The following is a 26,974-nucleotide window of genomic DNA, read 5'->3' as shown; positions in this document are numbered from 1 at the left end:
CGTCAGGAAGCCTCGATGACCTCGGCGGCTTGCGTCTTGCGCCGCCGACGCTCGAACCACAGGTAAACCACCGGCGTGGTGTAGAGCGTCAGGATCTGCGAAACCGCCAGGCCACCCACAATCGCGATGCCCAGCGGCTGACGCAACTCCGAACCGGCGCCGTGCCCGAACGCCAGCGGCACAGCACCCAGCAATGCCGCCAGCGAAGTCATCAGGATCGGCCGCAAACGTAACAGGCACCCTTCCCTCACCGCTTCACGCGGCGACAAGCCACGCTGCTGCGCCTGCAGGGTGAAGTCGACAATCATGATCGCGTTCTTCTTGACGATGCCGATCAGCAGAATGATTCCGATCATTCCCAGCACCGACAGGTCTTGCCCGCACAGCATCAAGGCCAGCAGCGCGCCGAAACCGGCGGACGGCAAGGTCGAGATGATCGTCAGCGGGTGGATCGCGTTTTCATACAACACGCCGAGCACGATGTAGACCGTCAGGATCGCCGCCAGAATCAGCCACGGTTGCGACTTCAGCGAGTCCTGAAATGCCTGGGCGGTGCCTTGGAAACTGCCCGCCACGGTGTCAGGCATCGCGACCGCCAGCGACGCCTGATTGATCGCGCTGACCGCCTCGCTCAAGGCATGGCCCGGCGCGAGGTCGAACGACAGGGTAATGGCCGGGAACACGCCCTGGTGGTTGATGATGATCGGCACCTGCTCGGTCTTGAGGCTGGCCAACAGGTTCAGCGGCACCAACGCCCCGGAGCTTGCGCGAACAAACAGATGCTCAAGGGTCGCGGTGGACGTTTGCCAGCTCGGATCGAGTTCGAGAATCACATGGTTCTGATCCAGCTGGGTGAACATGGTCGCGATCTGCCGCTGACCGAACGCGTCGTACAGCACGTCATCGATGGCCTGCACCGTCACGCCCAGACGCGCAGCGGTCGGGCGGTCGATCACCAGCGTCGACTGAGGAATTGCCTGCTGCTGGTCGGAGGTCACGTGCTGCAATTGCGGCAAGGTCTTGAGCCTGGCCAGCAGCACTCCGCTCCAGTGATCCAGCTCGACGCTGTCCGGGTCCTGTAGGGTGTATTGATACTGGGTCTTGCTGGCCCGGCCGCCGATCTGGATGTCCTGGTTGGCCTGCATGAACACCTTGACCCCGGACAACCCGTCGAGCGCCGGTTGCAGGCGCTGGATCACCTGCGCGGCGCTGGCCGTGCGCTCGCTGAACGGCTTGAGGTTGATCATCACCTTGCCCTGGCTGACCGTCGGGTTCGGGCCGATCCAGAAATACACTCGCGCCACTGCCGGGTCCTGACCAATGATCTCCGCCGCACGGTTGACCTGCGCGCGCATGGCCGTCGGCGAAATGTCCGCCGCCGCTTCCGCCACGCCTTGAATCAGACCGTTGTCCTGCTGCGGAAAGAAGCCCTTGGGAATCCCGACATACAGCACCGCCGTGGCCGCCAGCGTGGCGATGGCCACCGCCATGGTGATGCGCTGATGATCGAGCACCCAGTCCAGGCTGCGCCGATAGCCGTTGTGCAACCGGTCGAACACCCGCTCGCAGGCCTGGGCAAAACGCCCCTCTTCCTGATCGGCATGGGGTTTGAGCAGCCAGGCACAGAGCATCGGGGTGATGGTCAGCGAGACGATGCCGGACATGATGATCGCCACGCTGACAGTCACCGCAAACTCACGCATCAAGCGCCCGACGATGCCGGACATCAACAGGATCGGCAGGAACACCGCAATCAGCGACACCGTCATCGAGACGATGGTGAAGCCCACTTCGCGCAAACCATCAACCGCCGATTGCAGGCGCGACTTGCCCATCTCCAGGTGTCGGACGATGTTTTCCATCACCACGATGGCGTCGTCCACCACGAACCCGACGGCAATCGCCAGACCCATGATCGACAGGTTGTCGAGGCTGTAGCCGAGCAGATACATGACGCCGAACGTGGCCACCAGCGACAGCGGAATGGTCAGGCTGGGAATCAGCGTGGCGGTGGCCTTGCGCAGGAACACGAAGATCACCACGACCACCAGCGCAATCGACAACAGCAAGGTGAACTGCATGTCATTGACCGACGCTTCGATGGTCTGGGTGCGGTCGCCCACCACTTGCACCTGCACGTCGCGGGGCAAGGACGCGGTCAGCTCGGGCAACTTGGCCTTGATCGTGGCGATGGTCGACAGCAGGTTGAAACCCGGTTGCTTGTGGATGTCGACGATGACCGTCGGTTCGCCCCCCAGTTGCGCGGCTTGCTGGGTGTCCTCGGCCCCGGCGATCACCCGGCCCAGATCGCCGAGTTTGATCGGCATGCCGTTTTTATAGGCGACGACCTGATCGCGATAATGCTGCGGATCGAGCAACTGATCGGTGGCGCCCAGGGTGATCGAACGGCTCTGGCCATCGAGCGTGCCTTTGGGCTGATCGAGTGTGCTGACGCCGATCACGCTGCGCACATCTTCCAGGGTCAGGCCGCGAGCGGCCAGCGCATCGGGGTCGATCTGCACGCGCACGGCAGGCTTCTGCTCACCATGAAAATCCACCAGCCCGACGCCGGGCATCTGCGACAGGCGCTGGGCGATGTAGTTGTCGGCGTAACGATCCAGCTCCGGCAGCGTGCGGGTCGGCGACGTCACCGCCAGCGACAGCACGGTGCCTTCGGCCGGGTTGACCTTGTTGAAGGTCGGCGCGCTGGACATGGTCTTGGGCAGGTTCGGGGTGGCGGTGTTGATCGCCGTTTGTACGTCCTGGGCGGCACCGTCGATGTCTCGCGACAGGTCGAACTGCAGCACCACCTGGGTCTTGCCGGCGGCGCTGGACGAGGTCATTGATGTGACTTGCGGCACGGCGGCGAAGGCCCGTTCCAGCGGTGTTGCCACCGACGAGGCCATGGTTTCCGCGCTCGCCCCGGAGAGTTTGGCGGTGACCTGAATGGTCGGGAAGTCCACCGTCGGCAGTGGTGCCACCGGCAACTGGAAGTACGCGAAAGCCCCGAGCAGCATGACGCCGAGCGCCAGCAGGCTCAGCCCCACACGCCGTTGAATCAGTCCGGCCAGCGCATTCATCGGGCGGCCTCCGCCAGATCGGCGGTGGTGTCAGTCTTGACCGGCATCACCTTCAACCCCGGCGCCACCCGCGACTGGCCCTGCACCACGACGGTTTCGCCCGCATTGAGGCCTTGGCGAATCCACTGCTTGCCGTCCACCACATTGGCGGCGTCCACCAGACGCGGCTGTACCCGCTGATCGGCGTCGACCACGTAGACGAAATTACCCTGACGCCCCAGTTGCACGGCATCGGCCGGGACAACGGCCACGTCGCGATGGGTCTGCACCAGCAGGCGCGCACTCACCAGTTCTCCCGGCCACAGCTTGGCATCGGCGTTGTCGAACTGCGCCTTGAGCTGGATCTGCCCGCTGGCCGCCGTCACCTGGCTGTCGATGAAGCTCAGATGACCTTTGGCGATTTCCTGCTGGCCATCGCGGGTCATGGCGACCACTTGCAAGGCACCTTTGGCGTTTTCCTCAAGGATCTCCGCCAGTTCGTCCTGAGAGACAGCGAACGCGACGGAGATCGGATTCATCTGGGTGATCGTCACCAGCCCCGTCGCCTCGGCCCCGTGGGCAATCGCGCCGACATCCAGCAGACGCTGGCCGGTGCGGCCGGTCAGCGGCGCCTTGACCTGAGTGAATTCCAGTTGCAGCCGCGCCGCATCCAGCGCCGCCTGGTCAGCCTGCACCGTCGCCTGTTGCGCGGCCAGTTGCGCGCGGTAAGTGTCGACGTCCTGGGTCGGGCCAGCCTTGGCGGCGGCCAGTTTGCTGGCCCGGTCGAGGTTGACCCTGAGGTTCGCCAGTTGCGCCTGATCCTTGGCCAGCAACGCCTGCGCCTGGGCGACCTGGGCCTGATAGACCCGTGGATCGATCACCGCCAACAGGCTGCCGGCGGTGACGGTCTGCCCTTCGTTGAACAGGACTTTCTGCAACTCGCCGTCCACCCTCACCCGCACATTGACGCTGTTGAGCGCCTGCACGTTGCCGATGGCACTGATCCACACCGGCAGATCCTGACGGCTGACCTTGCTCATCTGTACCGGGATCGCGCCGGCATCAGTTTTTACCGGCGCAGCGTGGGCCTGTTTGATCCATTGAAAACCGCCGACGGCCACCGCCAGCGAAAGTGCCGCGACGCCCAGGAAAACGATGCGACGACGTGGGTGCAGGACAGTCATGGATGAGTCACCTGAACAGAAGAATTGAGTGCCAGAGCGTCAGCGGAAAAGTCCCCGCCCAGGGCCCGGAACAGGCCGACCGCCGCTTGAAGGTGTTGCAGACGCACCTGCAACAGCGTGTCTTCGGCCTGATATTGCGTACGTTCGACGATCAGCAGCGTCTGGAAGTCGGTGGAGCCGAGGCGATAGCGAACCTGCGCCAGACGCGCCGCTTCCCGCGCCGAATCCACTGCCGAGGCGTTCAACGCGTAACTCTTGTCGAGCTCGCGGGCGGCACTGATCTGGGTTTCGACGTCTTGCAGGGCTTCGACGATGGACTCGCGATAACTGGCGGTCAGTTCCTGTACGTGAGCCTGATCGAAATACAGTTGGCCCTTGAGCTGGCCACCGGCAAACACCGGCTGGCCGAGGGTGCCGATGACGCTCCAGATCTGCCCGCCAGCCAGGGTGTCGATACCGCCCAGCAGGTCCAGCGACAGATTGGGCAGGAACGCGGCACGGGCCACGCCGACGTCGAAGTTGGCAGACTTCAGCCGTGCTTCGGCAGCCTGAATGTCTGGCCGCTGACGCAGCAGACCGATGGGCAGACCGGTCGCCGGTTGCGGCACCTGCACGGCGCCGAGGCTGTCGCCCTGCAAATGGAAACCCTCGGGCGGCGCGCCTACCAGCACCGCCAGTTGATACAGCGCCTGATCCCGCTGCTGCCGTAGCGGCGGCATTGCCGCTTCGAAGGTCTGCATGGCGTTGCGCTGCTGGGCGACTTCGAGGTTGGAAACGGCGCCCTGACTGGCCTGGATTTCCACCAGGTCCAGCACCTGACGGGCGTCGTCAGCGATGGACTGGGCCAGACGCAGACGTTCTTCCAGCGACAGCACCTGAAAGTAACTGTCGGCGATGCTCGCGCTCAGGCTCATGCGCAGGGTCTGGGCGTCGAACGCGGTGGCGTTGGCCAGGGCATCGGCCGAATCGGCGGCCGCACGCTGCTTGCCCCAGAAATCCACTTCATAGGTCGCTTCGGCAAACACGCTGCGTTTTTGCGTGGTGCCGTAGTTGTTCTGGCGCTGATAGTTGCCGCCCAGGTTCAACGCCGGATATTGCCCGGCGCCGGTGACCTGCGCGGAGGCCCGCGCCTCGTCGATACGGCTGATCGCCGCTTTAAGGGTGAAGTTGGAGGCCAGCCCACGGTCGATCAACTGATCCAGCTCGGCACTGTGAAACTCGCGCCACCATTGCCCGCCCGCAGCGGATTGACCGCCAGAAGCCGCGTTCCATTGTTGGGCCAGCGGCAACTCGGGCTGCCGATACTCGGGCACCATCGAGCAGCCGCCGAGGGTCAATACGCCCAGCAGAATCAGCGTCGCCGATGATTGAAATGCAACGCGCCGTCTGCGCGCCTTGGTCTTTGAAACCGACATGAGCAAGCTGTCTCCCCGCTTGAGCCTTTGTGGAGCGATCCACGAATGCGTCGAAGATAGCGAGGGGTGCCTGCCAGAGCGTTCCCCGGCAGATAAACTTTTGTTTAGCCTTGCTCGGGCGTCGTCTGGAAGCTGTAGCCGGCGCCGGGGATGGTCCTGATCAGCGAATAGTCGAAACCGTCATCGAGTTTGCGCCGCAAGCGGTGGATGTGTTTGTCGATGACGTTGTTGTTGGGGTCGAAATCGTAATCCCAGGCACTGTCGAGCAGCATGTCACGGGTGACGATCTGGCCGCTGTGGCGCATGAGTTTTTCCAGCAACAGGGCTTCGCGGTGCTGCAAGGCAATCACCTTGCCTCGACGTACGGCCGTGCGCGTGGCGCAGTCCAGCTGCAACTCGCCGACCACCAGTTGCCGCGCCGGCCCCGCGACCTGATCGCGCCCGCGCAGCAAGGCTTCGAGCCGCGCCAGCACCTCGGCGAACGCATAAGGCTTGGCCAGATAATCGTCACAACCGGCCTGCAGCCCTTCGACCTTCTGCTCGGTCGAGGCCTGGGCGCTGAGCATCAGGATCGGCACCCGCACCTGTCGTGCGCGCAAGGCCTTGATCAGGCCGATGCCGTCGAGGCCGGGCAGGCGCCGGTCGACAATCAGCACGTCGTGAATGCCTTCCAGCGCCATGTCCAGACCGCTGTTGCCATCGCCGGCGACATCGACCACATGCCCGCTTTCGCTCAAACCGCGCAGCAGGTAAGCGGCGGTCTGGGCATCATCTTCAACCACGAGAATGCGCAAGGCACCTACTCCATCAAGCCAACCTGAACTTTTATTTATCCGGCGGGAACGTGGCGCAACCGCAGGCTTTGCCACACTATGCCATCTCTGCCTGATGATGTGAGTGGTTCAAAGCCATGACCCATGTTCTGGTCGTCGAGGACGACTTGCCCACCCGCCGCGAAATCGAAGCGGCGCTGACTGACCACGGTTTCACCGTGAGCAGCGTCGACAATGGCCGTGAAGGCCTGTTGAAAGCCCTCGGCGAGCCGTTCGACCTGATCGTGCTCGACCGCATGCTGCCCGGCGGCCTCGATGGTCTGGGCGTGCTCACCGCGTTGCGCGCCGCCAGCGTGAACACCCCGGTGCTGATTCTCAGCGCCCTGAGTGCGCTGGACGAACGGGTACGCGGCTTGCGCGCCGGGGGCGACGACTACCTGACCAAACCTTTCGAGTTCATCGAGCTGACCGCCCGCCTGGACGCCTTGAACCGGCGTCGGGCGGAACCGGTGGCCGTGACTCAGGAAACCCGTCTGAAGGTCGGTAACCTGGACGTCGATCTGCTGAGCCGTACCGTACGCCGTGGCGAGCGCACCATCGATCTGGTGCCCCGGGAATACGCGCTGCTCGAACATCTGGTGCGCCACGCCGATCAGGTGGTGACCCGCACCATGCTGTTCGAAGCGGTGTGGAATTACAGCTATGACGAACGCACCAACGTGATCGAAGTTCACATGAGCCGCCTGCGCCGCAAGGTCGACGGCGACGGCGAGCCGCCGATGATCCATACCATTCGTGGAGCCGGGTATGTCCTCCGTTCACCTGAGTGAAATCCCGCGCACCATCAGTTTTCGCACGGCGTTGCTGTTCCTCGGGCTGTTCGGCTGCTCGTTTCTGGCGTTGTTCGGTTACGTCTACTGGCAGACCGCGTTCTACCTGAAGACCGAAGCCGACACGGCCCTGTATCGACAAGTGGAAAACCGCAGCTCCCAGCCGCCGGAACTGCAATTGCAGGAAATCCGCAAACACGCCCTGCAGGATGTCGAAGCGCGCCTGCCCCACAGCCTGTTCGACGCCGACGGCAAATTCATTGCCGGCGTGATCAAAGAACTGCCGCCCTTCTCCGCCTATGACAAACCGCAGGAGTTTCGCTGGCTCAAGTCCAACGGCCATCACCGGCCGGTGCGCTTCATCGTGCATAAACTGGCGGACGGTAAAACGTTGCTGGTCGCTCAGGATGTCCACGACATCCGCGAATTCGACGAACTGCTGATCAATGCGCTGATTTCCGGTGGCCTGCTGCTGTTGCTGGTGGGGTTGCTCGGCGCCGTGGTGCTGGGTTATTCGGCGCACCGGAGGCTGGACAAGGTCAGTCGCTCGATCAAGGGCATCATCGAGGGCGATTTGAAAGGACGCTTGCCGGTCAAGGGCAACAACGATGACATCGACCGCCTCGCCTCGGTGGTCAACGGCATGCTCGATGAGCTGGAGCGTTTGATGAGTGAAGTCAAAGGCGTATGCGACGACATCGCCCACGACTTGCGCACCCCGCTGACGCGCCTGATCGCGGGCCTGGAACGCACCCAGCGCCGGGGCCTGGATGAAGCGCAATACGCCGCGAGCATCGATGCGGCGCTTACCGAGGCCAAGGCCTTGCTGCTGACCTTCAAGGCCCTGCTGCGGATTTCGGAAATCGAAAACAGCGCCCGGCGCAGTCACTTCGCGCCGCTGGACCTGAACCTGATCAGCGCCGATGCCGCTGAACTCTACGAACCTCTGGCCGAAGAGCGCGGCATCAGCCTGACCATCGAAAACAGTCAGGCCCCCGCGATCATGGCCGGCGACGCACAACTGCTGTTCGACGCGCTGTGCAACCTGCTCGACAACGCCATCAAGTTCTCGCCCGACCACAGCCAGGTGTGCCTGAGCGTGATTGCCGATCAGGACAACGTCGGAATCCGCGTCACCGACAACGGGCCCGGCATTCCCCCGGCCGAGCGCGAAGCGGTGTTGCGCCGGTTGTACCGCGCCGAATCCAGCCGCCATACGCCGGGCAACGGGTTGGGCTTGAGCATGGTGTCAGCGGTCGCGCGCCTGCATGACATGCGGGTGACGGTGAACGATGCGGCGCCGGGGTGCCGGATTGATTTGCTGGGCAAGGCAACACCGACCAGCCATTGAAAACCGACAGGCCTCAACCTACCGACCGCAACCACTCCAGCAAATCCAGTTCCAGACTGCCCGGTTTGGGAGGCGTGGGTGACAGCAGGCAATAATGCGAGCCGTCTTCAACGAAGCCTGCCGGTGCGGCCAACACCCCGCTTTCGATATCGTCGCGGACCAGATGCCACGGACCAATGGCCACCCCCAGGCCCGCGACAGCCGCTTGAATGCTGAAATAAAAGTGTTCGAAAGACTGCCCCTGCGTCGCAGGAACCGACTGGCCCGCTGCGGCGGCCCACTCCTGCCAGGCCGTGAGTCGGCTGCTCGTTTGCAGCAGAGGCGCCGTGGCACGCAGGCATTTGCCGTTTTCATCGAACCACTCACTGACCTTGTCCGGCCGGCAGACTGGCCCGACCTTCTCGGCAAACAAGCGCTCGGCGTGGTAACCCGGAGGCCGGGGGAAATCGTCGCGGCGAATGGCCAGGTCGATTCCCTGTTCAAATGAAAACGGACCGCCGCCGGCCACCAGATGAATGTCCGGGCCGCGATGTTGTTTCTGGAAATCACTCCAGCGCGGAATCAACCAGCGCATCAACAGCGTGGGTTCGCAGGACAAGACCAGCCGCCGCGTACGACGCGCCTCAGTGCGGATCTCGCGGACGGCCTGGTTCATCACCCCCAAACCTTCGCTCACCGCTTTCAGCAGTCGCCTGCCCGGCTCCGTCAGGAAAACCCTTCGCTGGCGCCGCTCGAACAGGTCAACGCCCAGATCCTCTTCAAGCAGACGCACCGCCCGGCTGATGGCACCGGGTGTCAGATGCAGCTCATCAGCCGCACGGGCGAAATTCTCGAATCGGCCAGCGGATTCAAAGCAACGCAGCGCCAGCAGAGACGGCATACGCCCCTCGGAAAACGGTGAGTCAGAGTCACCATTTGCTTCAGAAATCATCGTTAGTTCCAGCGTTCGCTATCTGTAAGCATGGCTTTCTATCACCAACCCACCCAAGGTTCCACCATGAGCGAATGGATAGTCGTAATCACCATCACCCTGCTGGCATGCATCAGCCCCGGACCGGACTTCGCCCTGGTCTCGCGCAACGGCTTGCTGCTCTCTCGACGCGCAGGCGTACTCACCGCGATGGGCATTGGTCTTGGAGTGCTGGTGCATGTCGGCTACACCCTGCTCGGGCTCGGATTGGTGCTTCAACAATCGCCCTGGTTGTTCAATGCACTGAAACTGGCGGGGGCTGCGTATCTGGTTTATCTGGGCATCAATATGCTTCGCTCCACACCTGACGTTCAGCAGCCGGATGCTGCGTCACCTGCCCTGTCGGACCTGGCCGCGTTGCGTTCAGGTTTTCTCACCAATGCGTTGAACCCCAAAACCTCGATTTTCATCGTCAGCCTGTTCATGGGCGTCGTCCGGCCGGACACCGGCCTGCCGGTACAAATGGCCTACGGGGTGTTCATTGCCGGGGCGCATGTGCTGTGGTTTAGCCTGGTGGCGCTGTGTTTCTCGGCCGGGCGGGTGCGGGAGAAACTGCTGGCGGCACGGCAGTGGATTGACCGGGCGTTCGGCGGCCTGCTCGTGGGCTTCGGGGTTCTGCTGACGCTGTCTCAGCGATCAGGCTGAACGCATTGCTACACAGCGATACATAACCCCCGTTTCATGACACATCCCCGGTACATGCCGATGCAAAAGTGTGGGCCATCGGAACCTTCCCTCCGACTCAACCACTCACACAGGCAGGCCTTCTCATGATCAATCAAATCGACACCGTGCTGTACACCGGCAAGACCCGCACCACCGGCGGACGCGATGGCGCTTCGCGCAGTTCCGACGGCAATCTGGACGTCAAGCTGTCGCCACCGGGTTCCAACGGCAGTGGCACCAACCCGGAACAACTGCTGGCGGCCGGCTGGTCGGCCTGTTTCATCGGCGCCATGGGCAAAGCGGCGGCTGCGCTGAAGATCAGGCTGCCGGCGGATGTGGCGGTGGAGACCGAAATCGATCTGGGCAAGACCGGCGACGCGTTTTTCCTGCAGGCACGCTTGAATGTCAGCCTGCCGGGGCTGGAGCCTTCGGTCGCTCAGTCGCTGATGGAAGCCGCGCACCAGACCTGCCCTTACTCCAAGGCTACGCGCGGCAACATCGACGTGACCCTGCGGCTGATCTGAATCCCGATCCTCCCTACACGCCCGAGGCACTGCCTCGGGCGTTTTGTTTGACCGGAACAGACGCGCTCGCCTGCCCATGCTGACGCGTGGTCACCAGCCCGATAAAGGAAATGGCCAGCGCCAGGCCAATGGTCGATGTCACTTCCAGACGATGTTCCGGCGTCAGCATCATCACCGCGAGCGCGGCGCAGATGAATGCCATCACCAGATAGGTCAGCCACGGAAACAGCCACATACGAAAGGTCAGCTCGACATTCTGTCGCAACAGCATCCGGCGCATGCGCAGCTGGGAAACCGCGATCACCAGGTACACCAGCAACGCAATGGCACCGGAACTGGCGAGCAGGAACTGGAACAGGCCGGCAGGCATGAAGTAGCTGAGCAGCGTCACCCCGGCGCCGATGACGCTGCTGGCAATCACCGCCGCCCTCGGCACGCCTGCGCCGGAAGTCACTTTCAACGCGTGCGGTGCATCGCCGCGCAGCCCCAGTGAAAACAGCATGCGCGAAGCGATATAGATCGACGAGTTCATGCAACTGGCCACGGCGATCAACACCACCACATCGACCATGAATTTGGCGTGGGGAACGTTCATCAACTCCAGTGCGCGCTGATAGGAACCGACGGACGCCAGCAGCGGGTCGTTCCACGGCACCACGGAAATCACCACGAAGATCGACAGCAGATAGAACACGCCGATGCGCCAGATCACTGAGCGCGTAGCTTTGGCGATGTTCTGTGCCGGATTGTCCGATTCGGCGGCGGCGATGGTCACCGCCTCGGTGCCGATGAAACTGAACATGATGGTGATGAAGGCGCCGACCACTGCCGACAAGCCATTGGGGGCGAACCCGCCATGTTCTTCCATCAAGCGGCTGAGGCCGCTGGCTTCACGTTCGGGAATCCAGCCCATCAGCACGGCAAAACCCACGCCGATGAAGCCGATGATCGCCACGACCTTGGCCATGGCGAACCAGAATTCGAACTCTCCGTATTTGGAGACACTGAACAGATTGGTGATTACCAGCAGAATGATCGACACCAGCGCAAACAGCCACGCATCGACCTGGGGAAACCACTGATTCAAGACATGCCCGGCGGCCAGCGCCTCGATGGGAATGACCAGCACCCAGAACCACCAGTAGAGCCAGCCAATGGTGAAGCCGGCCCAGCGGCCGATGGCCTGATCGGCGTAGGTGGAGAACGATCCGGTGTCCGGTCGGGCCACCGCCATTTCCCCCAGCATGCGCATGACCAGCACCACCAACAGGCCGGAAAACAGATAGGCCAGCAACACCGCCGGCCCCGCCGCCGCGATGGCGTGCCCGGATCCGACAAACAACCCCGCGCCGATGATTCCTGCAATTGACAACATGGTCACGTGGCGAGGCTTGAACCCCTGCGCCAGTTGACCGCTCGATTCCTTCGAATTCAGGCTGTTCATTGTTTTTGTTGTTCTCTGATGGACGCCTCACCTTACGTGGCTGAAGTTGAACGCAAATAGCCCGGGTGCGGCATGCCGATGCCTGATTTCGACATGCCCGGATGACGGTCAGCGAGAACCGGCAAGTGTCTTGCGCATGAAAACCCGGGCAAATCCGTCCTCGGTAGCGCGATGGGTTTCCACAAAACCGAGCTTTTCATAGATGGCCACGTTCTCGCTCATCCGCTCGTGGGTGTACAGCCGCACCGCATCACAACCGAGGCTCCGTGCATGGGTTTCGCAGAAGGTCATCAATACTTTGCCGAGGCCCTTGCCCTTGTGCCGAGGCGATACCGCGACGTTGATCAGCAGCAGCTCCTTGCCTTCCTGACTCATCACCAGCACACCGAGGATTTCATCGTTGTCGGTCAGCACGAACGTATCGGTTTCGCGCAGCACTTGCTCGTAGTCGTCGAGCATGGGCGCGGGTTTGCGGCCGATGCGCGGGATGTAAGGGCTGTAGGCCTCATCGACCAGTGCGGCGATGGGCGCAGCGTCTTCGGGTCGGGCGCGGCGGAGAGTCTGCAAGGTGAGCCTCTTCAGTGATGGTGATTGAGGCGCTCAGCATGCGATGGATGACGATCCTTGAGCAAATGCATCACCTGCCCGTAGCACAATCGAAGCGCCCGAGGATGAACATACGTTCACCAAAAACCTCGCCGGATGCGTCTAGTCTGCGGGTTCCAACATAGTGACTACAGGAGTAACCCACCATGTTCTCGCACGAAAGCATCCCGCTGATCATCCTTTTCATCATCCTGCTGATGGGCGTGCTGACGGCTGTTTTGCATCCGGTGCATGCGTTTTTCAGCTGGCTCAAGCGGCGCAAGCAAAGGGCATCGACCGGGGTTGTAAAAGAGGTGGATGCGCGCTGAAGTTCTTTCAGTTTGAATCGGGCGGCATCAGCCTGCGTTGAATCCGCCGACAACAAAAAGGCCTGCCACATTGGCAGGCCTTTTCAGTGCCCGGAGAGTTATTGCTTGAGGATCAGCAACGGCTCGCCCTTCTTGACGATGTAAGTCGCCAGTTCCGAGCCCTTGTCATTACCGACGTTCTTCGCAATGTGCGCCACACCTTCCGGGATGAACAGCGAATCGCCGGCCTTCAGCGTCACCGGCGCCCGGCCTTCGAGCTGGTATTCGAAGGTGCCGCTGATGACGTAAGCAACTTCAACGCCAGGGTGGGCATGTCGAGGCGAAGTGATGCCAGGTTCGAAATCGACCCGGGCCTGGATCACTTCGCGATCCGCAGCGCCCAGGTCCTGATGGACCAGATCCGTGCGGCTCAGGCCTTGTTGCCAGCTCTTCGCCGGGGCAGCAGATTGAGTATCGGCGGCGTGTGCCAGGCCGGTCATTGAAACCAGTACGGCGGCTGCGGTCATCAGGAGTGTACGGCGCATGGTGTTGCCCTCTTGGAAGTAGTGAAGTGACGCCTCTACTTTGAAGAGGGCATGTACCGGGAATGTGTCCCGATATCGGCGCTTGTTAGCTCACTGTGTACCAGGGCGGGATTGATACACGCTCATACAACTCTCACCACCTGCGACAGCCACTGCCTGAAGGCGGCGATCTTTTTCGAGCCGGCGTTTTCATGGGGCGTGACGAAGTAGAAACCCGCGTCGGACTTGAGCCGCAAATCGAACGGCGCTACCAACCGCCCGGCGCGTAAATCGTCCTCGACGTAGGTCGACCGCCCGATGCACACGCCCTGCCCGTCAATCGCCGACTGCACCGCCATCATGGCCAGATCGAAGGTCAGGCGCGGGCCTTTGGCCGATGGTGGCGATTGACCTGCGGCATTCAGCCAGGCGCTCCAGTCATCGTCGGTCTGCCCGCTGACGTGCAGCAAAGTGTGCCGGGCCAGATCGGCCGGCGCTTTGATCGGATCCGGCCCGGTGAGCAAACGCGGGCTGCACACCGGGAATATCTCGTCGGCCATCAGCCAGTCGGCGCGCAGTCCCGGCCAGTTTCCGTTGCCGTAGCGGATCGCCGCATCGATGCCACCCTTGCGAAAGTCCACCAGCTCGGTGGATGCGCTGATGCGCACATCGATCTCGGGAAACGCCTCGCGAAAGGACGGCAGGCGCGGCAACAGCCATTTCGAGGCCACCGACACCAGAGTGCTGATAGTCAGGACGCTGTGGTTGTTCGCCTCCAGCAAACGCTCGGTCGAATGGCGCAGTTCCATAAACGCCGAACGAACACCGGGAAAATAAGCGCTGCCCTCTTCCGTGAGCGCCAAACCGTCCTTCAAGCGCATGAACAGGCGCACGCCCAGTTCATCTTCGAGGCGGCGGATCTGATGGCTGATCGCGGTTTGCGTGACGTTCAGCTCTTCGGCGGCGCGGGTGAAACTCAGGTGGCGGGCCGCGCATTCGAAGGCGCGCAATCCGTTGAGCGACGGTAATCGGGTGAGCATGGGGTTTCTTCAGTCCATGAGATTTTGTCATACGCTAGCACCGCAGATGTCCTTTGCGAAGCGTCTCCAAAATCCCGGATTCTGGGCTCTCACTTGAAGGAGAACCCATGAAACTGTACTTCGCCCCCATGACCTGCTCGCTGGCCCCGCACATTGTGCTGCGAGAACTGGCGCTGCCGTTCGAGCTGATCCGGGTCAACAACCAGACCAAGCGCACCGCCGACGGCCGCGACTTTCGCGAGATCAATCCGAAGGGCTACGTGGCCGCGCTGATGCTCGATAACGGCGAGGTGCTGACCGAAGGCCCGGCGATTCTGCAATACCTCGCCGACCTTGCTCCCGCCCAAGGACTGGCCCCGGCCAATGGCACCTGGGAGCGCTCGCGCCTGCAAGAGCACCTGAACTTCATCAGTTCGGAAATCCATGGCGGCAGCGCGCCGCTGTTCAGCAGCGAAATCCCGGAATCCAGCAAAACGGTTTTCAAACACAAACTGTTCAAGCGACTGGATTACCTGAACCGCATCCTTGCGACCCAACCCTTTCTGATGCAGGTGTTCGGCGTGGCGGATGCCTATCTGTTCACGGTATTGAAGTGGTTGCCGACTTTCAGCATCGCCATCGAAGACTGGCCAGCGCTGGCGAACTACATGACGCGTATCGCCGAGCGGCCCGGCGTGATAGCTGCGATAGCGGAAGAGGAAGCCACGCAATCGGTGTGAATCGCCCGGTTGCGTGGTCGCTGTCAGGCCTTTGCGGCCTCATCGATCAGCGCCGCGACTTCGGCAGCGCGGGAGGCCAGCGAGGCGTGGCTGGCGTCGAGGGTGATGACTTTCTTCGCATTGAGCCGGGCCGACATGCGTTTCTGGTTGTCCAGGTGGATCATGTGGTCCTGGCTGGAAATCTGATACCACGACGGTTTGTGCTTCCATGCCGGATCACTGATGACATCGCCGAAGGTACTGGCCAGCGGCGCTTTCTGGGTGACGGCCATCACCAGCGCTTCATCCGCCGGCAGGTCCTGGCAAAAGCTTTCATGGAACTTGTCAGCCTTGAGCCAGAGGAACCCGTCACTGTCCGGGGCGAGATTCGGCGCGGCGGCGGGCAGATGTTCCTGAGTAATGCCGCCGGGGCTTTCGCCCTGATCCGGGGCGAACGCGGCGATGTACACCAGCCCCGTCACATTCGGTTGATTGCCGGCCTGGGTGATCACCGCCCCGCCGTAGGAATGCCCGACCAGCAGCACTGGCCCGCTGATTTGAGCGACCATTTTTCGCGTGCGCTCGGCATCGTCGGCCAGCGACGTCAGCGGCATCTCCACCGCCTGAATCGCGCGGTAGCCCTTGCGCGACAGTTCGACAATCACCTTGCCCCAATGCGCGGCCCCGCCCCAGAACCCGTGTACCAGCACAATCGTCGGTTTTTCACTCATGGCCCTGCTCCTGCTCGTAATGAATTCGGCGCCAAGGAGTATGGAACGCTTCCACAAACCCGGCGGGCCGGCAGACCAAAGGTGCATTTCGGGATGTGACAGTTGTCGGATGCCCCAACGCGCCTATATTGAAGAAGGTTCAAGCCCTCCTCCCCTCGAGCGCCCCATGGCCACGACTGATCACCTGATCATCTGCGAGCATTGCGACTGCGTGTACGAAAAAGCCACGCTCGCCCGCTACCAGAAATCCCTCTGCGCCCGCTGTGGCGGCGTGCTCCAGCGCCACAACAACCTGAGCGTGGAGCAGCGTCTGGCCCTGAGTTTCACTGCCGCGATGCTGTGGCTGTTCGCCAATTTCTACCCGGTGATGAGCATCAGCATGAAGGGCCTGAAAAACAGCGCGACCCTGTGGGATTCGGTGCTGGCCCTGAGTCAGGGGCCGATCACCTTCATGGCCATGGTCGCGGCGATCTCGATCATCATCGCCCCGGCCTTTCAATTGGTTTTACTCATCTGGGTATTGAGCTTCGCCCTCGCCTCGAGCCGCTCGCCGGCCTTCAAACTGTGCATGCGCTGGCTGGAAGCGCTGCGGCCGTGGAGCATGCTCGAAGTCTGCCTGCTCGGGGCGATGGTGGCGGTGTTCAAACTGGCGGGCATGCTCGATGTGATTCCCGGCATCGGCCTGTTTGCGCTGGCCGTGCTCAGCCTGTTGCTGATCCGCGTCGCCGGACGCGACATACGTGATTTGTGGGACATCCTGTGAAACGACCACCGACCGCCAGCGAACTCAACCTCTGCCTGTGCCACAGCTGCGGACTGGCCTGCGACATGACCGATGAGCCGCACCAGTGCCCGCGCTGCGATGCGCCGCTGCACCGGCGCAAGACCAACTCGCTGGCCCGCACCTGGGCCTACATGTTCGCCGCCCTGGCGTTTTACGTGCCGGCGAATCTGCTGCCGGTGATGAACACCACCCTGCTCGGCAACGGCGCCGACAGTACGATCATGAGTGGGGTGCTGGAGTTCTGGGAGCACGGCGCGTGGGACATTGCGCTGATCATCTTCATCGCCAGCATCGCGGTGCCGGGGATCAAGTTCATTGCGCTGACGCTGCTGCTGGTCACCGTGCAACGGGACAGCCACTGGGCGCGCCGGGAACGTTCGAAGCTGTACCGCTTCGTCGAGTTGATCGGCTATTGGTCGATGCTCGACGTGCTGGTGGTCGCACTGGTGGCGGCGCTGGTGAAGTTTCAGGCGCTGGGGGATATCGAGCCGCGACCGGGGATTCTGTTTTTCGGGCTGGTGGTGGTGTTCACCATGCTCTCGGCCATGAGCTTCGACCCGCGCCTGATCTGGGACAAGGCGCCGGCCGAAGAAACCGATGAAACAGACGAGCCCCGGCACTCGAACGAACAAGTGCCGGGGCATTGATGGATTTCAATCAGATCTGTGCGGTGCCGCCGTCGACGAACAGCTCGATGCCATTGACGAAGCTGCTGTCATCCGAAGCGAGGAACAACGCAGCCTTGGCAATCTCGCTCGGCTCGCCCAGACGCCCGATCGGCACCACCGACGCCAGTTGATCGAACAGCCCTTGCGCGTGTTCCGCCGGAACCAGCCCTGCCAGACCTGGCGTACGCACCGGGCCGGGGCTGATGGCGTTGACGCGGATGCGCCGAGGTTTCAAGTCCAGCAGCCACGACCGGGCGAAGTTGCGTACGGCGGCTTTGCTCGCGCTGTAGACGCTGAAGTTTTCCGTGCCTTGTACCGAGGTGGTCGATGAAGTCAGCAGAATCGAAGCGCCATCGCGCAGCAGCGGCAGCGCCTTCTGCACGGTGAACAGCGTGCCCTTCACGTTGGCGTCGAAAATCCGGTCGAAGTGTTCTTCGGTGATCGAACCCAGCGGCAGCATGTCACCGCCCCCGGCATTGGCAAACAGAATGTCGAGGTGCCCGGCCTTCTCGGCGATTTCGCGGTAGATGCGGTCCAGATCGTCCAGTTTTGCCACGTCGCCCTGAATGCCGATGGCACGAGGGCCGATGGCGGCGACGGCTTTGTCCAGTTCGGCCTGACGACGGCCGGTGATGAATACCATGGCGCCCTGGGCGACGAACTCCTGCGCCGAAGCCAGGCCGATGCCGGTGGTGCCGCCAGTGATCAGTGCGATTTTGCCTTCAAGTCTGTTGCTCATGATGTGTCTCCAATAACCGTTTCAAGGAAGGTGACGGGTCGTAGGTGAGCCGTTGGAAGCGACTTTAGGCCGATGGATTGATTTGAAAAATCCGCAAAATCGGTTTTGTTTGTGCACAGATATGCACAATACTCAGCCCTGTCTTCGATCCTTGAGTGCAGCCCGATGAATCAGTTACTGGCGATCCGCGTGTTCGCCCGCGTCGTGGAAAGCGGCTCGTTCACCAAAGCCGCCGACTCGTTGAACCAGCCGAAAACCACGGTCAGCAAACTGATCGGGCAACTGGAAAGCCACCTCGGTGTGCGCCTGCTGCAACGCACCACCCGGCGCCTGACCGTCACCGCCGACGGCGCCTCCTACTACCAGTTGACCCAGCAACTGCTGCATCAACTGGACGACATCGATCAGGGTTTCAGCCAGGCCCAGGGCTTGCCACGTGGCCGGATTCGCGTGGACATCGGCGGCTCCACCGCGACCATGCTGGTGATTCCCGAGCTGCCGAAGTTTTTCGAGCGCTATCCGGACATTCAGGTCGATCTGGGCGTCAGCGACCGCCCGGTGGACTTGATCAGCGAGCGCGTCGACTGCGTGATTCGCGGCGGCCCGCTGACCGAGCAGGCTCTGGCCGTGCGCCGCTTGGGCGAGGTGTCCTGGACCACCTGCGCCACCCCCGACTATTTGCAGCGTCACGGCACGCCGATGCATCCGCTGGAGCTGGCCCGGCATCAAATGATCGCCTATCGCTCGGCCTCCACCGGGCGCATCCTGCCGTCGAACTTCCAGCGCAACGGCGAACGCCATCAAATCGAAGGCAAAGGCCTGGTCAGCGTCAACGAAAGCAACGCGCATCTGGCGGCCGGGTTGGCGGGGCTGGGGATCATTCACACATTCAGCTACACAGTCAGGGCGGCCATCGAGCGCGGTGAACTGGTGCCGATCCTCACCGACTGGCGCCAGCCGGCGTACCCGTTCCACCTGCTGTATCCGCCGAACCGGCACCTGAGCAACCGCGTGCGGGTGTTCATCGACTGGCTGGTGGAGCGCTTCGCGCAGGTGGACTGAGCCTCGCTGTCGCGCCGATTCGTCTAACCTGACGTTGCAGCCGCCGACGTTTTTCCGCAGGCTACGCACCGATCCTGACGCCCATGAAACGGAGATTCCCATGCTCAAACGCACCCTGGCACTGACTGCAGGTCTGGCCCTGTCCTTTTCCACCCTGCTGGCCCAGGCCGCAGACGTGTTGAAAGTCAGCGCGATTCCCGACGAGGCCCCGACCGAACTGCTGCGCAAGTTCGAACCACTGGGGGCTTATCTGGAGCAGCAATTGGGCATGAAAGTGCAATTCGTTCCCGTGGCCGACTACCCGGCCGTGGTTGAAGCCCTGGCCACCGACCGCCTCGACATGGCGTGGCTGGGCGGTTTCACCTTCGTCCAGGCACGGCTGAAAACCGATGCCACCACCCCGGTGATTCCGTTGGTGCAGCGCGAGCAGGACGCGCAGTTCACCAGCAAATTCATCACCGCCGACCCGAACGTGAAAAGCCTCACCGACCTCAAGGGCAAGACCTTCGCCTTCGGTTCGGTATCGTCGACCTCCGGCAGCCTGATGCCGCGCTACTTCATGCTCAAGGACGGCATCAAACCGGAAACCTATTTCAGCCGCGTCGGCTACTCCGGTGCCCACGACGCCACCGTCGCCTGGGTGCAGGCCGGCAAGGTCGATGCCGGTGTGCTGAACGCCAGCGTCTGGCAGAAACTGGTGGACGCCGGCAAGGTCGACACCAACAAGGTCAAGGTCTTCGCCACCACCCCGGCCTACTTCGATTACAACTGGACCGTGCGCGGCACCCTCGACCCGGCGCTGGCGGCGAAAATCAAAAAAGCCTTCCTCGCCCTCGACCCGGCCAACCCCGAGCAGAAGAAAATCCTCGACCTGCAGGCCGCCAGCCGCTTTATCGAAACCAGCCCGGACAACTACAAAGGCATCGAGGAAGCCGCCCGCGCCGCCGAACTGCTGAAATGACCCTGAGCCTCAAGCAAGTCTTTCTGCACCACGCCAACGGCGTCGAAGCCCTGCGTGGTGTGGATTTGCAGATCAACAGCGGCGAGCAGGTGGCGATCATCGGCCCGTCCGGCGCCGGTAAATCCAGCCTGCTCAACCTGCTGGCCACCGCCATTCGGCCGAGCCGCGGCGACATCGAGGTGCTGGGCCAGCGGGCCTGGCACTTGTCCGCCCGCCAACGCCAACACCTGCGCGCAAAAATCGGCCTGGTGCATCAGGCACCGCCCCTGCCGCCCCGGCAACGGGTGGTGACGGCGGTGCTGGCCGGCAAACTCGGGCAATGGAGCCTGGGCAAAAGCCTCATCAACCTGCTGCATCCACTGGACATTCCCGGCGCACGCGCCGCGTTGGCGCGGCTGGATCTGGCGGACAAACTCTTCAGCCAGTGCCAGCAACTCTCCGGCGGCCAATTGCAGCGGGTCGGCATCGCCCGCGTGCTGTATCAGGCGCCGGAGGTATTGCTGGCGGACGAACCGGTGTCCGCCATGGACCCGGTCCTCGCCGGGCACACCCTGACGGTGCTGTCGCGCCATGCCCAAGAGCACAACGTCACGCTGGTGGCGAGCCTGCATGCGGTGGATCTGGCGCTGGCGCACTTCCCGCGCATCATCGGTTTGCGCGAGGGACAGATCCTGTTCGATTGCCCGTCCGATCAAGTCAGCCACGACATGCTCGACAGCCTGTACGCCAACGAACAACTGCAATCCCCGGCGCCGGCCCTGACGCCGCTGATTGTGCAGATTCCACGATGCTGAGCGCCGACACCCGCGACCCCGCCGCACTGCCACGCCTGTTGCTGACACTGCTGGCGATTGCCCTGCTGTGGCCGGGGATTCAGCTCAGCGAACTCGACCTCGGCGTGTTGCTGCACGCCGACAGCCAGAGCGAAATGGGCCGCTTCGTCTCGACCTTCTGGCCGCCGGCCCATGACCGGGACTTTCTGCAACTGCTGCTCAAAGCCACCCTGCAAACCCTGGCCATCGCCACCGCCGGCATGGCGTTGGCACTGATATTGGCGGTGCCGGCCAGTTTGCTCGCCAGCCGCGCCTTGTCACTGTCCGCCGCGTCCCACGGCGGCCGCCCAAACCTGTTGGGCCGGTTGCTGCGCTGGCCCGTGCGCGGATTGCTGATCTTCCTGCGCAGCGTGCCGGAAATCGTCTGGGCGCTGCTGTTCGTGCGCGCCGTCGGCCTCGGCCCGGCGGCGGGCGTGCTGGCGATCGCCATCACCTACAGCGGCATGCTCGGCAAGGTCTACGCGGAAATCTTCGAATCCACCGACCAGCGCCCGGCCCACGCTCTGCTCCAGGCCGGCAGCGGACGCCTGGCCAGTTTCGCCTACGGCGTGCTGCCCAACGTCGCGGCGGAACTGCTCTCCTACACCGTGTACCGCTGGGAATGCGCGATCCGCGCCTCGGTAGTGATGGGCTTCGTCGGCGCCGGCGGCCTCGGCCAACAGATCGACCTGTCGATCCGCATGTTCGCCGGCGGCGAAGTCGCCAGCATGCTGCTGACCTTCCTCCTGCTGGTGCTCGGCGCCGACCAACTCAGCCGCCTGCTGCGCTGGAGACTGACATGAAGCGCCTGATCAATACGGCGCTGATCCTCGCCATCGTCTTCGCCGTCATCGCCTCGTTCGCCTACCTGGGCCTCGACCTCGAAGAACTCGGCAGCGCCACCAGCCTGAAACAAATGGGCTCGTACGTTGGCCGCTTCCTGAGCCCCGACTTCAGCGCCGGTTACCTCAACGCCATCCTCCACGGCGCCATGGAAACCCTCGCCATGTCCGCCCTCGGCACCCTCCTCGCCGCCGTCTTGGGACTGCTGTTGGCACTCCCGGCCGCCGGGCGCTTTGGCTGGTTTTTTCAGAGCGCCGCCCGCCTGCTGCTCAACGGCCTGCGCGCCATTCCTGAATTGGTGTGGGCTGCGTTGATGGTGTTTGCAGCTGGCCTTGGGCCTAACGCCGGCACCTTGGCCCTGGCACTGCATACCACCGGGGTGCTTGGGCGGTTGTTTGCTGAGGCACTGGAAAACACGCCGCCGGAACCGGCGGAAGCGATTCGGCTGCAAGGGGGGAATCCGGTTGTGGCGTTCTGTTACGGGACCCTGCCGAACCTCGCGCCGCAGTTGCTGGCGTATTGTTTGTATCGGTGGGAGAACAACATCCGGATGGCCAGCGTGCTGGGGTTTGTCGGCGCTGGGGGGCTGGGGCAGATGTTGTATGTGAGCTTGAGTCTGTTTCAGGAGGCGCAGGCGGGGACGGTGATTTTGGCGATGTTGGGGTTGGTACTTGGGGTGGATTCGTTGAGTGCGTGGAGTCGGGGGCGGTGGGTTAAGGCGTAGGTTTGAACACTGCTGGAACGGCGTCACCCGAAACCTTGGGGAGACGTAGGAAACCCCAAAAAACCTTAATAAATCAGCCACACATAAGTAAGAACAACATGCAAGAAACGAAACCTGGCTCACCTGTAAAAACTTCAAAAAAGATAGCTGGTGCAGCCATTGTATTTTTGCTTTTGGGCCTTTGGTTTTTTTATATGTCCTGGGCCTTACGCATTTCAGCACGCACGATTTTAATGCGCGAAATCCCCGAATGGACGACATACCTGCTGTTTGGCGCTCTTGTTGGAGTTATTTTTGCTGGCAGGACGTTCTACAGCCGCCCTGCCGAAAAAATGGCGAAACGTGTAATAGATTCTTTTCTTGGGGGCTTCTGCATAAGTTTCTTCTTTTCTCTCCATGCTTATGATGTCGGCACCTACCTTTTACCTGGCAAAGTCGTTAATTACGAATCAACGTATGAAATAACCTTTCCAGGGCCCGCCACCGGAAAGACCGGTCGCTGTGAGGCAGGCATTTGGATAGAGGACCCGAACACACGGCGCAAGATTCACCTCTGCACAACAAAGTCAGACTTGGATGAGCAGAAAAAACGAGGCATGGATGCCGTATGGGTGACGGCTCGTATGAATAAAATGGGCTCTTACATTATTGGCTATGCGTTTTCTCATAGTCAGCACATCAACGAAAGCTGACGAAATAACAATAAACGAGGAGGTAGATTTATTTTCAGCCACTGCTAAAGAAGCAGATTGGCGCAGACGGGGACGGGGATTTTGGCGATGTGGGGTTGGTACTCGGCGTCGATTCGTTGAGTGCCTAGAGTCGGGGGGGGGTAAGGCTTAGATTGGGTTGCCCTGTACTCAATGGTGCCCAAGCTTGCCAAAAGTAGCCAAGCCAGACTTCTAGAGATGTTACTGAATTTACTTTTCTCTAATTTCCACACGCCGTCTGGACGCCACACTTCCATCACCTTTGACCGGAACTTTCGATACGCCGTAGCCGACGGTTTCAATTTTTGAAGGTGAAGCCCCGCTATTTACCAACCAACTTTTCACTGCTTTTGCACGTCGTTCGGACATAGCCTTCTCATATTCATCGCTACTCCATACCCCATCAGCATTCTGCTCTCTAGCAGAATATCCTTCAACTATAATAATGGAGTCTTTATTACGCGCCATCCAATTCAGCACCCCTTGCAGCTCCTCCGCACCCTCCTTTGTGATATTTGACTTATCATAACCAAACGAAATACTGGCAAGAGTCACAATCTTAAAAACACTAAAATCCGGTTCCTCCTGTTCCTGCGCATCAGGCACATCACTCCTATTGGTCTCAATGGACTGATTGGTCGTAGAAACCTCCGCAGAAGGATTGGCGTGTTGTTCAAAGGACTCATGCCACTCCCTTGCAAATTTTTCTCTAGAGCTTTCGAAATATTCATTGATATGGTCATTTAGATTTTTCAACTCTGGCGGTAAAAAAACATCATCTTTAGAGTCGGAGCGAAGCACTGCAAACAATAGCGTTGTAGACAATACAAGTACTAGCAACAGTACGAAAACGAAACGAGAAACCAAAAAAGCCAACAAAAAACTACTTCTCTCAATAGACACTTTAAGCCCACGCCTGAGCTTCTCTATATACTTGCGGTTCTTTATCTCTAACGGCTGCTGCTCTTCCTGCGAGCGCTCTATTTGTCTCTGGGGCAGTTCGTACTTCTGACGCTCGTCCTCTCTTGCAAGCGGTACAGCTTCCTGTTCTCTCAATACTTGTACGTTTGGGAATGCTGGAAGCCTCGTCAAGTCGCCATCATGTTGATGTGGCTGATGTAGTGCGGGGCGGGGGACTATAATTCCTGCGTGCTGCAGTAACATAATTTCATAGACTGCATCTTTTACATCTGAGAAAGACAGCATTGAGTTACAAACTCTTGAACCACTCTGAAGAACCTGTAGCAAGGCTCCAGTAAAAAGAGTTCTTTCGGCATTGGGTAGTCCAATTGACGAAGTCCCTCGTGGGCTTGAGCAAAGAAGCATTGTCCCGCGTTGGGGGCTGGGTGGGTCCGCAACTAAATTAGCAGCACCTATTTTTGTCACTGCCTCATCTAACCCTCCCATAGCACCGAAAGCATCTACTGCCCCCTCCGAAAAACAGCAATCAAATATGCAAATTCTTCGCTGTTGGGGAGCTGCCACTTTTAAAACTTTTGCTAAGTCTGGAGTAGAAATGCTTGACTGGGTTTCTATGCCTTCACGTGTATCGCGTACAAGAAGGTGCAATGTATTCCCATCATCGCATGTGCCGTGACCAATATAATAAATCAAGACATCCTCAATAGGATCCTGAGTACCTCGCCTCTCGATAACGATCTCCCTGACAAAATCGCGTACGCGCGTCAGTTGCTCACTCGGAGGGGCAGTGTCATCAAATAGATTCAATACAAGTCCTGGATTGATAGCTAACCCATAAGGACGGCTTTGAAGTAAATACTTATTAACAAAGGCGGCAGACTTATGGAATGACTTCGCCTTATTTAGGCCGGCTCTCGTCCAGTCGCTGGCACCTAGAATTATTGCTATTGTGCTCTCAGAGCCGAGCAAAGTACGCATCATGCACTTCTGACCAACTCTACAATCTGCTTAGCTGTTTCTGGATCAATTCGCTCCACAATTACCTTTATGCTATTTGTCGACAAATTCCGTTCAATAGTCAAATTTGTTGTACGTCGCATCCTCAACCAATCAGCCAAACCTTGCGCCAATGCAAGTGAAGCTCCAGACGTTGCAATTACGCTAATAATCGCGCCCAGATCCATTGTATTTTCATTAGATTTTTTCCGATCAGAACTCTCTACACCTTTCAATTCTCGGACTTTATCTGCAAGAGCTCTTGCTTGTGAATCTGAGTCTCTATCGTTTTCGGCTTCAATCGTTAAGAGATACTGATTAGTGTTCATTTCCACCTCGTTGAGCGACACGGTTTCTTATTAACGTTCAATCCAGCGTCAACCAAGAGCTCTATGTTTTTCCTCAGAGCGGTGTGGGCTAAAGCAAATGGGCCCTAACACCTCACTTGAAAAGGATAGTCCATTTGAGCGCACGCAAGCTTTGCCGATTTAAGCTTCGGCCACATCAAAGACCGCAGCTCGCTCGCGGCGGTCATGTACGCGTTGTTCTACTCCGTTCCAGAACGAGAATGGGGACAGAACGAGAATGGGGACAGATTTATTTGTCGTCCTTGAACGAACCCGAGCGGCAGCCGGTGGCTGCTTCTACAGCGCGATTTGTGTGAGATGTCTAGCACCCGTTCAGCTTTCAGAATGCTGCATCATGAGCGTCCATGGCTTGCGTCAGGCTCGGATACCATTCACTTCGCTCACTCGGTGAAGTCTCGATGAACAGCTCAATCAGTTGGCGATCAAGGAAGGTCTGCGCAGCGTCGTCCAACGGCAGGCTGTAAAAGTCAGCGCTTTGCACCGCGTACTGTGCAGTCTGGAGACTCAAGAAACAGACGTATCTTACAGCCCTCGAATCGCTCAGCCGGCGCCAGGTGATGATCTGCTGATAGGAGTCACCCAAAAATCCCATGCTTATTCACCCTCCCCTATGCTGCGGCGCAGCAGGTGAAGGTATAGCAGTTCATTACCCACCTTTGGCTCTGGCGGCGCAAAGGGTCTTGGGAGTGAAGAGGTATGGCGCCGGATCATCAATCTAAAAGGCTCGTAAATTCGCCAACTGCGACTGTGTTGCAGCGGATGACTCCGCCTAAACCCCAGATCGAAACCGAAATCAAAGGGAACAGATTTATTTGTCGCCCTGCCCCCCATTCCCTTTCTGCCAATAAAGCCCAGTACTATCTTTCAAGAAATAGCCCCGTCCCTTGCCTCATCCACTGAAAAATAAATCTGTCCATTTTTGATGGGGGAATCCGGTTGTGGCGTTCTGTTACGGGACCCTGCCGAACCTGGCGCCGCAGTTGCTGGCGTACTGTTTGTATCGGTGGGAGAACAATATACGGATGGCCAGTGTGCTGGGGTTTGTCGGCGCTGGGGGGCTGGGGCAGATGTTGTATGTGAGCTTGAGCCTGTTTCAGGAGGCGCAGGCGGGGACGGTGATTTTGGCTATGCTGGTTTTGGTATTGGGGGTGGATTCGTTGAGTGCGTGGAGTCGGGGGCGGTGGGTTAAGGCGTAAGTGGGATACTAAAGCCGAGTAAAAACAGGGGTTCGCCAAGGTTCGTTTTCGGCCAAAAGCGGTCAATCCACGATTCGGCGAAACTCCA

28 protein-coding genes and 1 pseudogene are annotated in these 26,974 nt (G+C 60.4%); 15 read left to right on the top strand and 14 right to left on the bottom strand.

Annotation, left to right across the window (positions count from 1 at the left end):
- Positions 1-2: 2 nt before the first annotated feature.
- From IF189_RS14050 to IF189_RS14035, 4 genes are all read right to left on the bottom strand, one after another.
- The gene (locus IF189_RS14050; protein ID WP_192553530.1) at positions 3-3,080 is read right to left on the bottom strand and encodes an efflux RND transporter permease subunit; all 3,078 of its coding nucleotides are present in this window, start codon (positions 3,078-3,080) and stop codon (positions 3-5) included.
- Positions 3,077-4,243, bottom strand: coding sequence for an efflux RND transporter periplasmic adaptor subunit (locus IF189_RS14045; RefSeq protein ID WP_192553529.1), 1,167 nt, complete (start codon positions 4,241-4,243; stop codon positions 3,077-3,079). The genes IF189_RS14050 and IF189_RS14045 overlap by 4 nt, the downstream gene beginning before the upstream one ends.
- Positions 4,240-5,658 carry an efflux transporter outer membrane subunit gene (locus tag IF189_RS14040; RefSeq protein WP_192553528.1) on the bottom strand — a complete coding sequence of 473 codons (1,419 nt, stop codon included), beginning with the start codon at positions 5,656-5,658 and terminating at the stop codon, positions 4,240-4,242. Before IF189_RS14040 ends, IF189_RS14045 begins: the two co-directional genes overlap by 4 nt.
- Positions 5,659-5,762: 104 nt before the next feature.
- Positions 5,763-6,452, bottom strand: coding sequence for a response regulator transcription factor (locus IF189_RS14035; protein WP_114882989.1), 690 nt, complete (start codon positions 6,450-6,452; stop codon positions 5,763-5,765).
- Between the two features lie 116 nt (positions 6,453-6,568).
- Here IF189_RS14035 and IF189_RS14030 point away from each other — a divergent pair, with 116 nt between their 5' ends.
- Positions 6,569-7,261, top strand: coding sequence for a response regulator transcription factor (locus IF189_RS14030; RefSeq protein ID WP_119430041.1), 693 nt, complete (start codon positions 6,569-6,571; stop codon positions 7,259-7,261).
- Positions 7,239-8,612, top strand: a complete 1,374-nt coding sequence (locus tag IF189_RS14025; RefSeq protein ID WP_192553527.1) for a sensor histidine kinase — start codon at positions 7,239-7,241, stop codon at positions 8,610-8,612. Before IF189_RS14030 ends, IF189_RS14025 begins: the two co-directional genes overlap by 23 nt.
- 13 nt (positions 8,613-8,625) lie before the next feature.
- Here the strand turns inward: IF189_RS14025 and IF189_RS14020 are convergent, their stop codons facing one another.
- Positions 8,626-9,543 carry a LysR family transcriptional regulator gene (locus tag IF189_RS14020; protein WP_192553526.1) on the bottom strand — a complete coding sequence of 306 codons (918 nt, stop codon included), beginning with the start codon at positions 9,541-9,543 and terminating at the stop codon, positions 8,626-8,628.
- Between the two features lie 66 nt (positions 9,544-9,609).
- Between IF189_RS14020 and IF189_RS14015 the strand changes: the two genes are divergently transcribed.
- Both IF189_RS14015 and IF189_RS14010 read left to right on the top strand, forming a co-directional pair.
- Complete coding sequence (locus IF189_RS14015; RefSeq protein ID WP_134826842.1) at positions 9,610-10,227, top strand: LysE family translocator; 618 nt, start codon at positions 9,610-9,612, stop codon at positions 10,225-10,227.
- A 125-nt stretch (positions 10,228-10,352) separates the two neighbouring features.
- The gene (locus IF189_RS14010) at positions 10,353-10,772 is read left to right on the top strand and encodes an organic hydroperoxide resistance protein (protein ID WP_065258996.1); all 420 of its coding nucleotides are present in this window, start codon (positions 10,353-10,355) and stop codon (positions 10,770-10,772) included.
- A gap of 13 nt (positions 10,773-10,785) precedes the next feature.
- Here the strand turns inward: IF189_RS14010 and IF189_RS14005 are convergent, their stop codons facing one another.
- Together IF189_RS14005 and IF189_RS14000 are read right to left on the bottom strand one after the other, a co-directional pair.
- On the bottom strand, positions 10,786-12,216 hold the full coding sequence (locus IF189_RS14005) for an amino acid permease (protein ID WP_134826838.1): 1,431 nt from the start codon (positions 12,214-12,216) through the stop codon (positions 10,786-10,788).
- 108 nt (positions 12,217-12,324) lie between these two features.
- Positions 12,325-12,783 (bottom strand): GNAT family N-acetyltransferase, encoded by a 459-nt coding sequence (locus tag IF189_RS14000; RefSeq protein WP_134826837.1) that lies wholly within the window; start codon positions 12,781-12,783, stop codon positions 12,325-12,327.
- Between the two features lie 185 nt (positions 12,784-12,968).
- Between IF189_RS14000 and IF189_RS13995 the strand changes: the two genes are divergently transcribed.
- Positions 12,969-13,130, top strand: coding sequence for a hypothetical protein (locus IF189_RS13995; RefSeq protein WP_167748760.1), 162 nt, complete (start codon positions 12,969-12,971; stop codon positions 13,128-13,130).
- A gap of 98 nt (positions 13,131-13,228) precedes the next feature.
- On the opposite strand, the gene IF189_RS13990 is transcribed toward IF189_RS13995, so the two are convergent.
- Positions 13,229-13,654: a cupin domain-containing protein gene (locus IF189_RS13990; RefSeq protein WP_134826836.1), complete on the bottom strand. Its 426-nt coding sequence runs from the start codon at positions 13,652-13,654 to the stop codon at positions 13,229-13,231.
- A gap of 122 nt (positions 13,655-13,776) precedes the next feature.
- A complete protein-coding gene (locus tag IF189_RS13985) occupies positions 13,777-14,673 on the bottom strand; it encodes a transcriptional regulator GcvA (protein WP_192553525.1) in 897 nt (298 codons plus the stop codon).
- A 107-nt stretch (positions 14,674-14,780) separates the two neighbouring features.
- Here IF189_RS13985 and gstA point away from each other — a divergent pair, with 107 nt between their 5' ends.
- Positions 14,781-15,392, top strand: coding sequence for a glutathione transferase GstA (gene gstA, locus IF189_RS13980; RefSeq protein ID WP_134826834.1), 612 nt, complete (start codon positions 14,781-14,783; stop codon positions 15,390-15,392).
- Between the two features lie 23 nt (positions 15,393-15,415).
- Here the strand turns inward: gstA and IF189_RS13975 are convergent, their stop codons facing one another.
- On the bottom strand, positions 15,416-16,102 hold the full coding sequence (locus IF189_RS13975; protein WP_134826833.1) for an alpha/beta hydrolase: 687 nt from the start codon (positions 16,100-16,102) through the stop codon (positions 15,416-15,418).
- A gap of 166 nt (positions 16,103-16,268) precedes the next feature.
- Here IF189_RS13975 and IF189_RS13970 point away from each other — a divergent pair, with 166 nt between their 5' ends.
- Positions 16,269-16,865, top strand: coding sequence for a paraquat-inducible protein A (locus IF189_RS13970; RefSeq protein WP_134826832.1), 597 nt, complete (start codon positions 16,269-16,271; stop codon positions 16,863-16,865).
- Complete coding sequence (locus tag IF189_RS13965) at positions 16,862-17,533, top strand: paraquat-inducible protein A (RefSeq protein WP_085709859.1); 672 nt, start codon at positions 16,862-16,864, stop codon at positions 17,531-17,533. Before IF189_RS13970 ends, IF189_RS13965 begins: the two co-directional genes overlap by 4 nt.
- Positions 17,534-17,543: 10 nt before the next feature.
- Here IF189_RS13965 and IF189_RS13960 read toward each other — a convergent pair whose 3' ends face one another.
- Positions 17,544-18,293 carry an SDR family NAD(P)-dependent oxidoreductase gene (locus IF189_RS13960; protein WP_192553524.1) on the bottom strand — a complete coding sequence of 250 codons (750 nt, stop codon included), beginning with the start codon at positions 18,291-18,293 and terminating at the stop codon, positions 17,544-17,546.
- A 165-nt stretch (positions 18,294-18,458) separates the two neighbouring features.
- Between IF189_RS13960 and IF189_RS13955 the strand changes: the two genes are divergently transcribed.
- From IF189_RS13955 to IF189_RS13930, 6 genes are all read left to right on the top strand, one after another.
- The gene (locus IF189_RS13955; protein WP_192553523.1) at positions 18,459-19,355 is read left to right on the top strand and encodes a LysR family transcriptional regulator; all 897 of its coding nucleotides are present in this window, start codon (positions 18,459-18,461) and stop codon (positions 19,353-19,355) included.
- Positions 19,356-19,455: 100 nt separating this feature from the next.
- Positions 19,456-20,316 carry a putative selenate ABC transporter substrate-binding protein gene (locus IF189_RS13950; RefSeq protein ID WP_085709856.1) on the top strand — a complete coding sequence of 287 codons (861 nt, stop codon included), beginning with the start codon at positions 19,456-19,458 and terminating at the stop codon, positions 20,314-20,316.
- Positions 20,313-21,110, top strand: coding sequence for a phosphonate ABC transporter ATP-binding protein (locus IF189_RS13945; RefSeq protein WP_192553522.1), 798 nt, complete (start codon positions 20,313-20,315; stop codon positions 21,108-21,110). The genes IF189_RS13950 and IF189_RS13945 overlap by 4 nt, the downstream gene beginning before the upstream one ends.
- Positions 21,104-21,931: a PhnE/PtxC family ABC transporter permease gene (locus IF189_RS13940; protein ID WP_192553521.1), complete on the top strand. Its 828-nt coding sequence runs from the start codon at positions 21,104-21,106 to the stop codon at positions 21,929-21,931. The genes IF189_RS13945 and IF189_RS13940 overlap by 7 nt, the downstream gene beginning before the upstream one ends.
- Positions 21,928-22,695, top strand: coding sequence for a phosphonate ABC transporter, permease protein PhnE (gene phnE, locus IF189_RS13935; RefSeq protein WP_192553520.1), 768 nt, complete (start codon positions 21,928-21,930; stop codon positions 22,693-22,695). The genes IF189_RS13940 and phnE overlap by 4 nt, the downstream gene beginning before the upstream one ends.
- Positions 22,696-22,793: 98 nt before the next feature.
- Positions 22,794-23,387 carry a hypothetical protein gene (locus tag IF189_RS13930; RefSeq protein WP_192553519.1) on the top strand — a complete coding sequence of 198 codons (594 nt, stop codon included), beginning with the start codon at positions 22,794-22,796 and terminating at the stop codon, positions 23,385-23,387.
- 228 nt (positions 23,388-23,615) lie between these two features.
- On the opposite strand, the gene IF189_RS13925 is transcribed toward IF189_RS13930, so the two are convergent.
- The 3 genes from IF189_RS13925 to IF189_RS13915 form a co-directional block, all read right to left on the bottom strand.
- Positions 23,616-25,307 carry an OmpA family protein gene (locus tag IF189_RS13925; RefSeq protein WP_225739965.1) on the bottom strand — a complete coding sequence of 564 codons (1,692 nt, stop codon included), beginning with the start codon at positions 25,305-25,307 and terminating at the stop codon, positions 23,616-23,618.
- On the bottom strand, positions 25,304-25,651 hold the full coding sequence (locus tag IF189_RS13920) for an effector-associated constant component EACC1 (RefSeq protein WP_192553517.1): 348 nt from the start codon (positions 25,649-25,651) through the stop codon (positions 25,304-25,306). The genes IF189_RS13925 and IF189_RS13920 overlap by 4 nt, the downstream gene beginning before the upstream one ends.
- Positions 25,652-26,009: 358 nt before the next feature.
- Positions 26,010-26,282 carry a hypothetical protein gene (locus tag IF189_RS13915; protein WP_192553516.1) on the bottom strand — a complete coding sequence of 91 codons (273 nt, stop codon included), beginning with the start codon at positions 26,280-26,282 and terminating at the stop codon, positions 26,010-26,012.
- 343 nt (positions 26,283-26,625) lie between these two features.
- Here IF189_RS13915 and IF189_RS13910 point away from each other — a divergent pair.
- Positions 26,626-26,886 (top strand): annotated as a pseudogene (locus tag IF189_RS13910) (PhnE/PtxC family ABC transporter permease); the annotation flags it as partial.
- Positions 26,887-26,974: the final 88 nt, after the last annotated feature.

Source organism: Pseudomonas sp. IzPS59 (assembly GCF_014863505.1).
GTDB lineage: Bacteria > Pseudomonadota > Gammaproteobacteria > Pseudomonadales > Pseudomonadaceae > Aquipseudomonas > Aquipseudomonas kribbensis.
The sequence above is the reverse complement of the archived record's forward strand: the minus strand, read 5'-3'. Positions and strand labels throughout refer to the sequence as shown.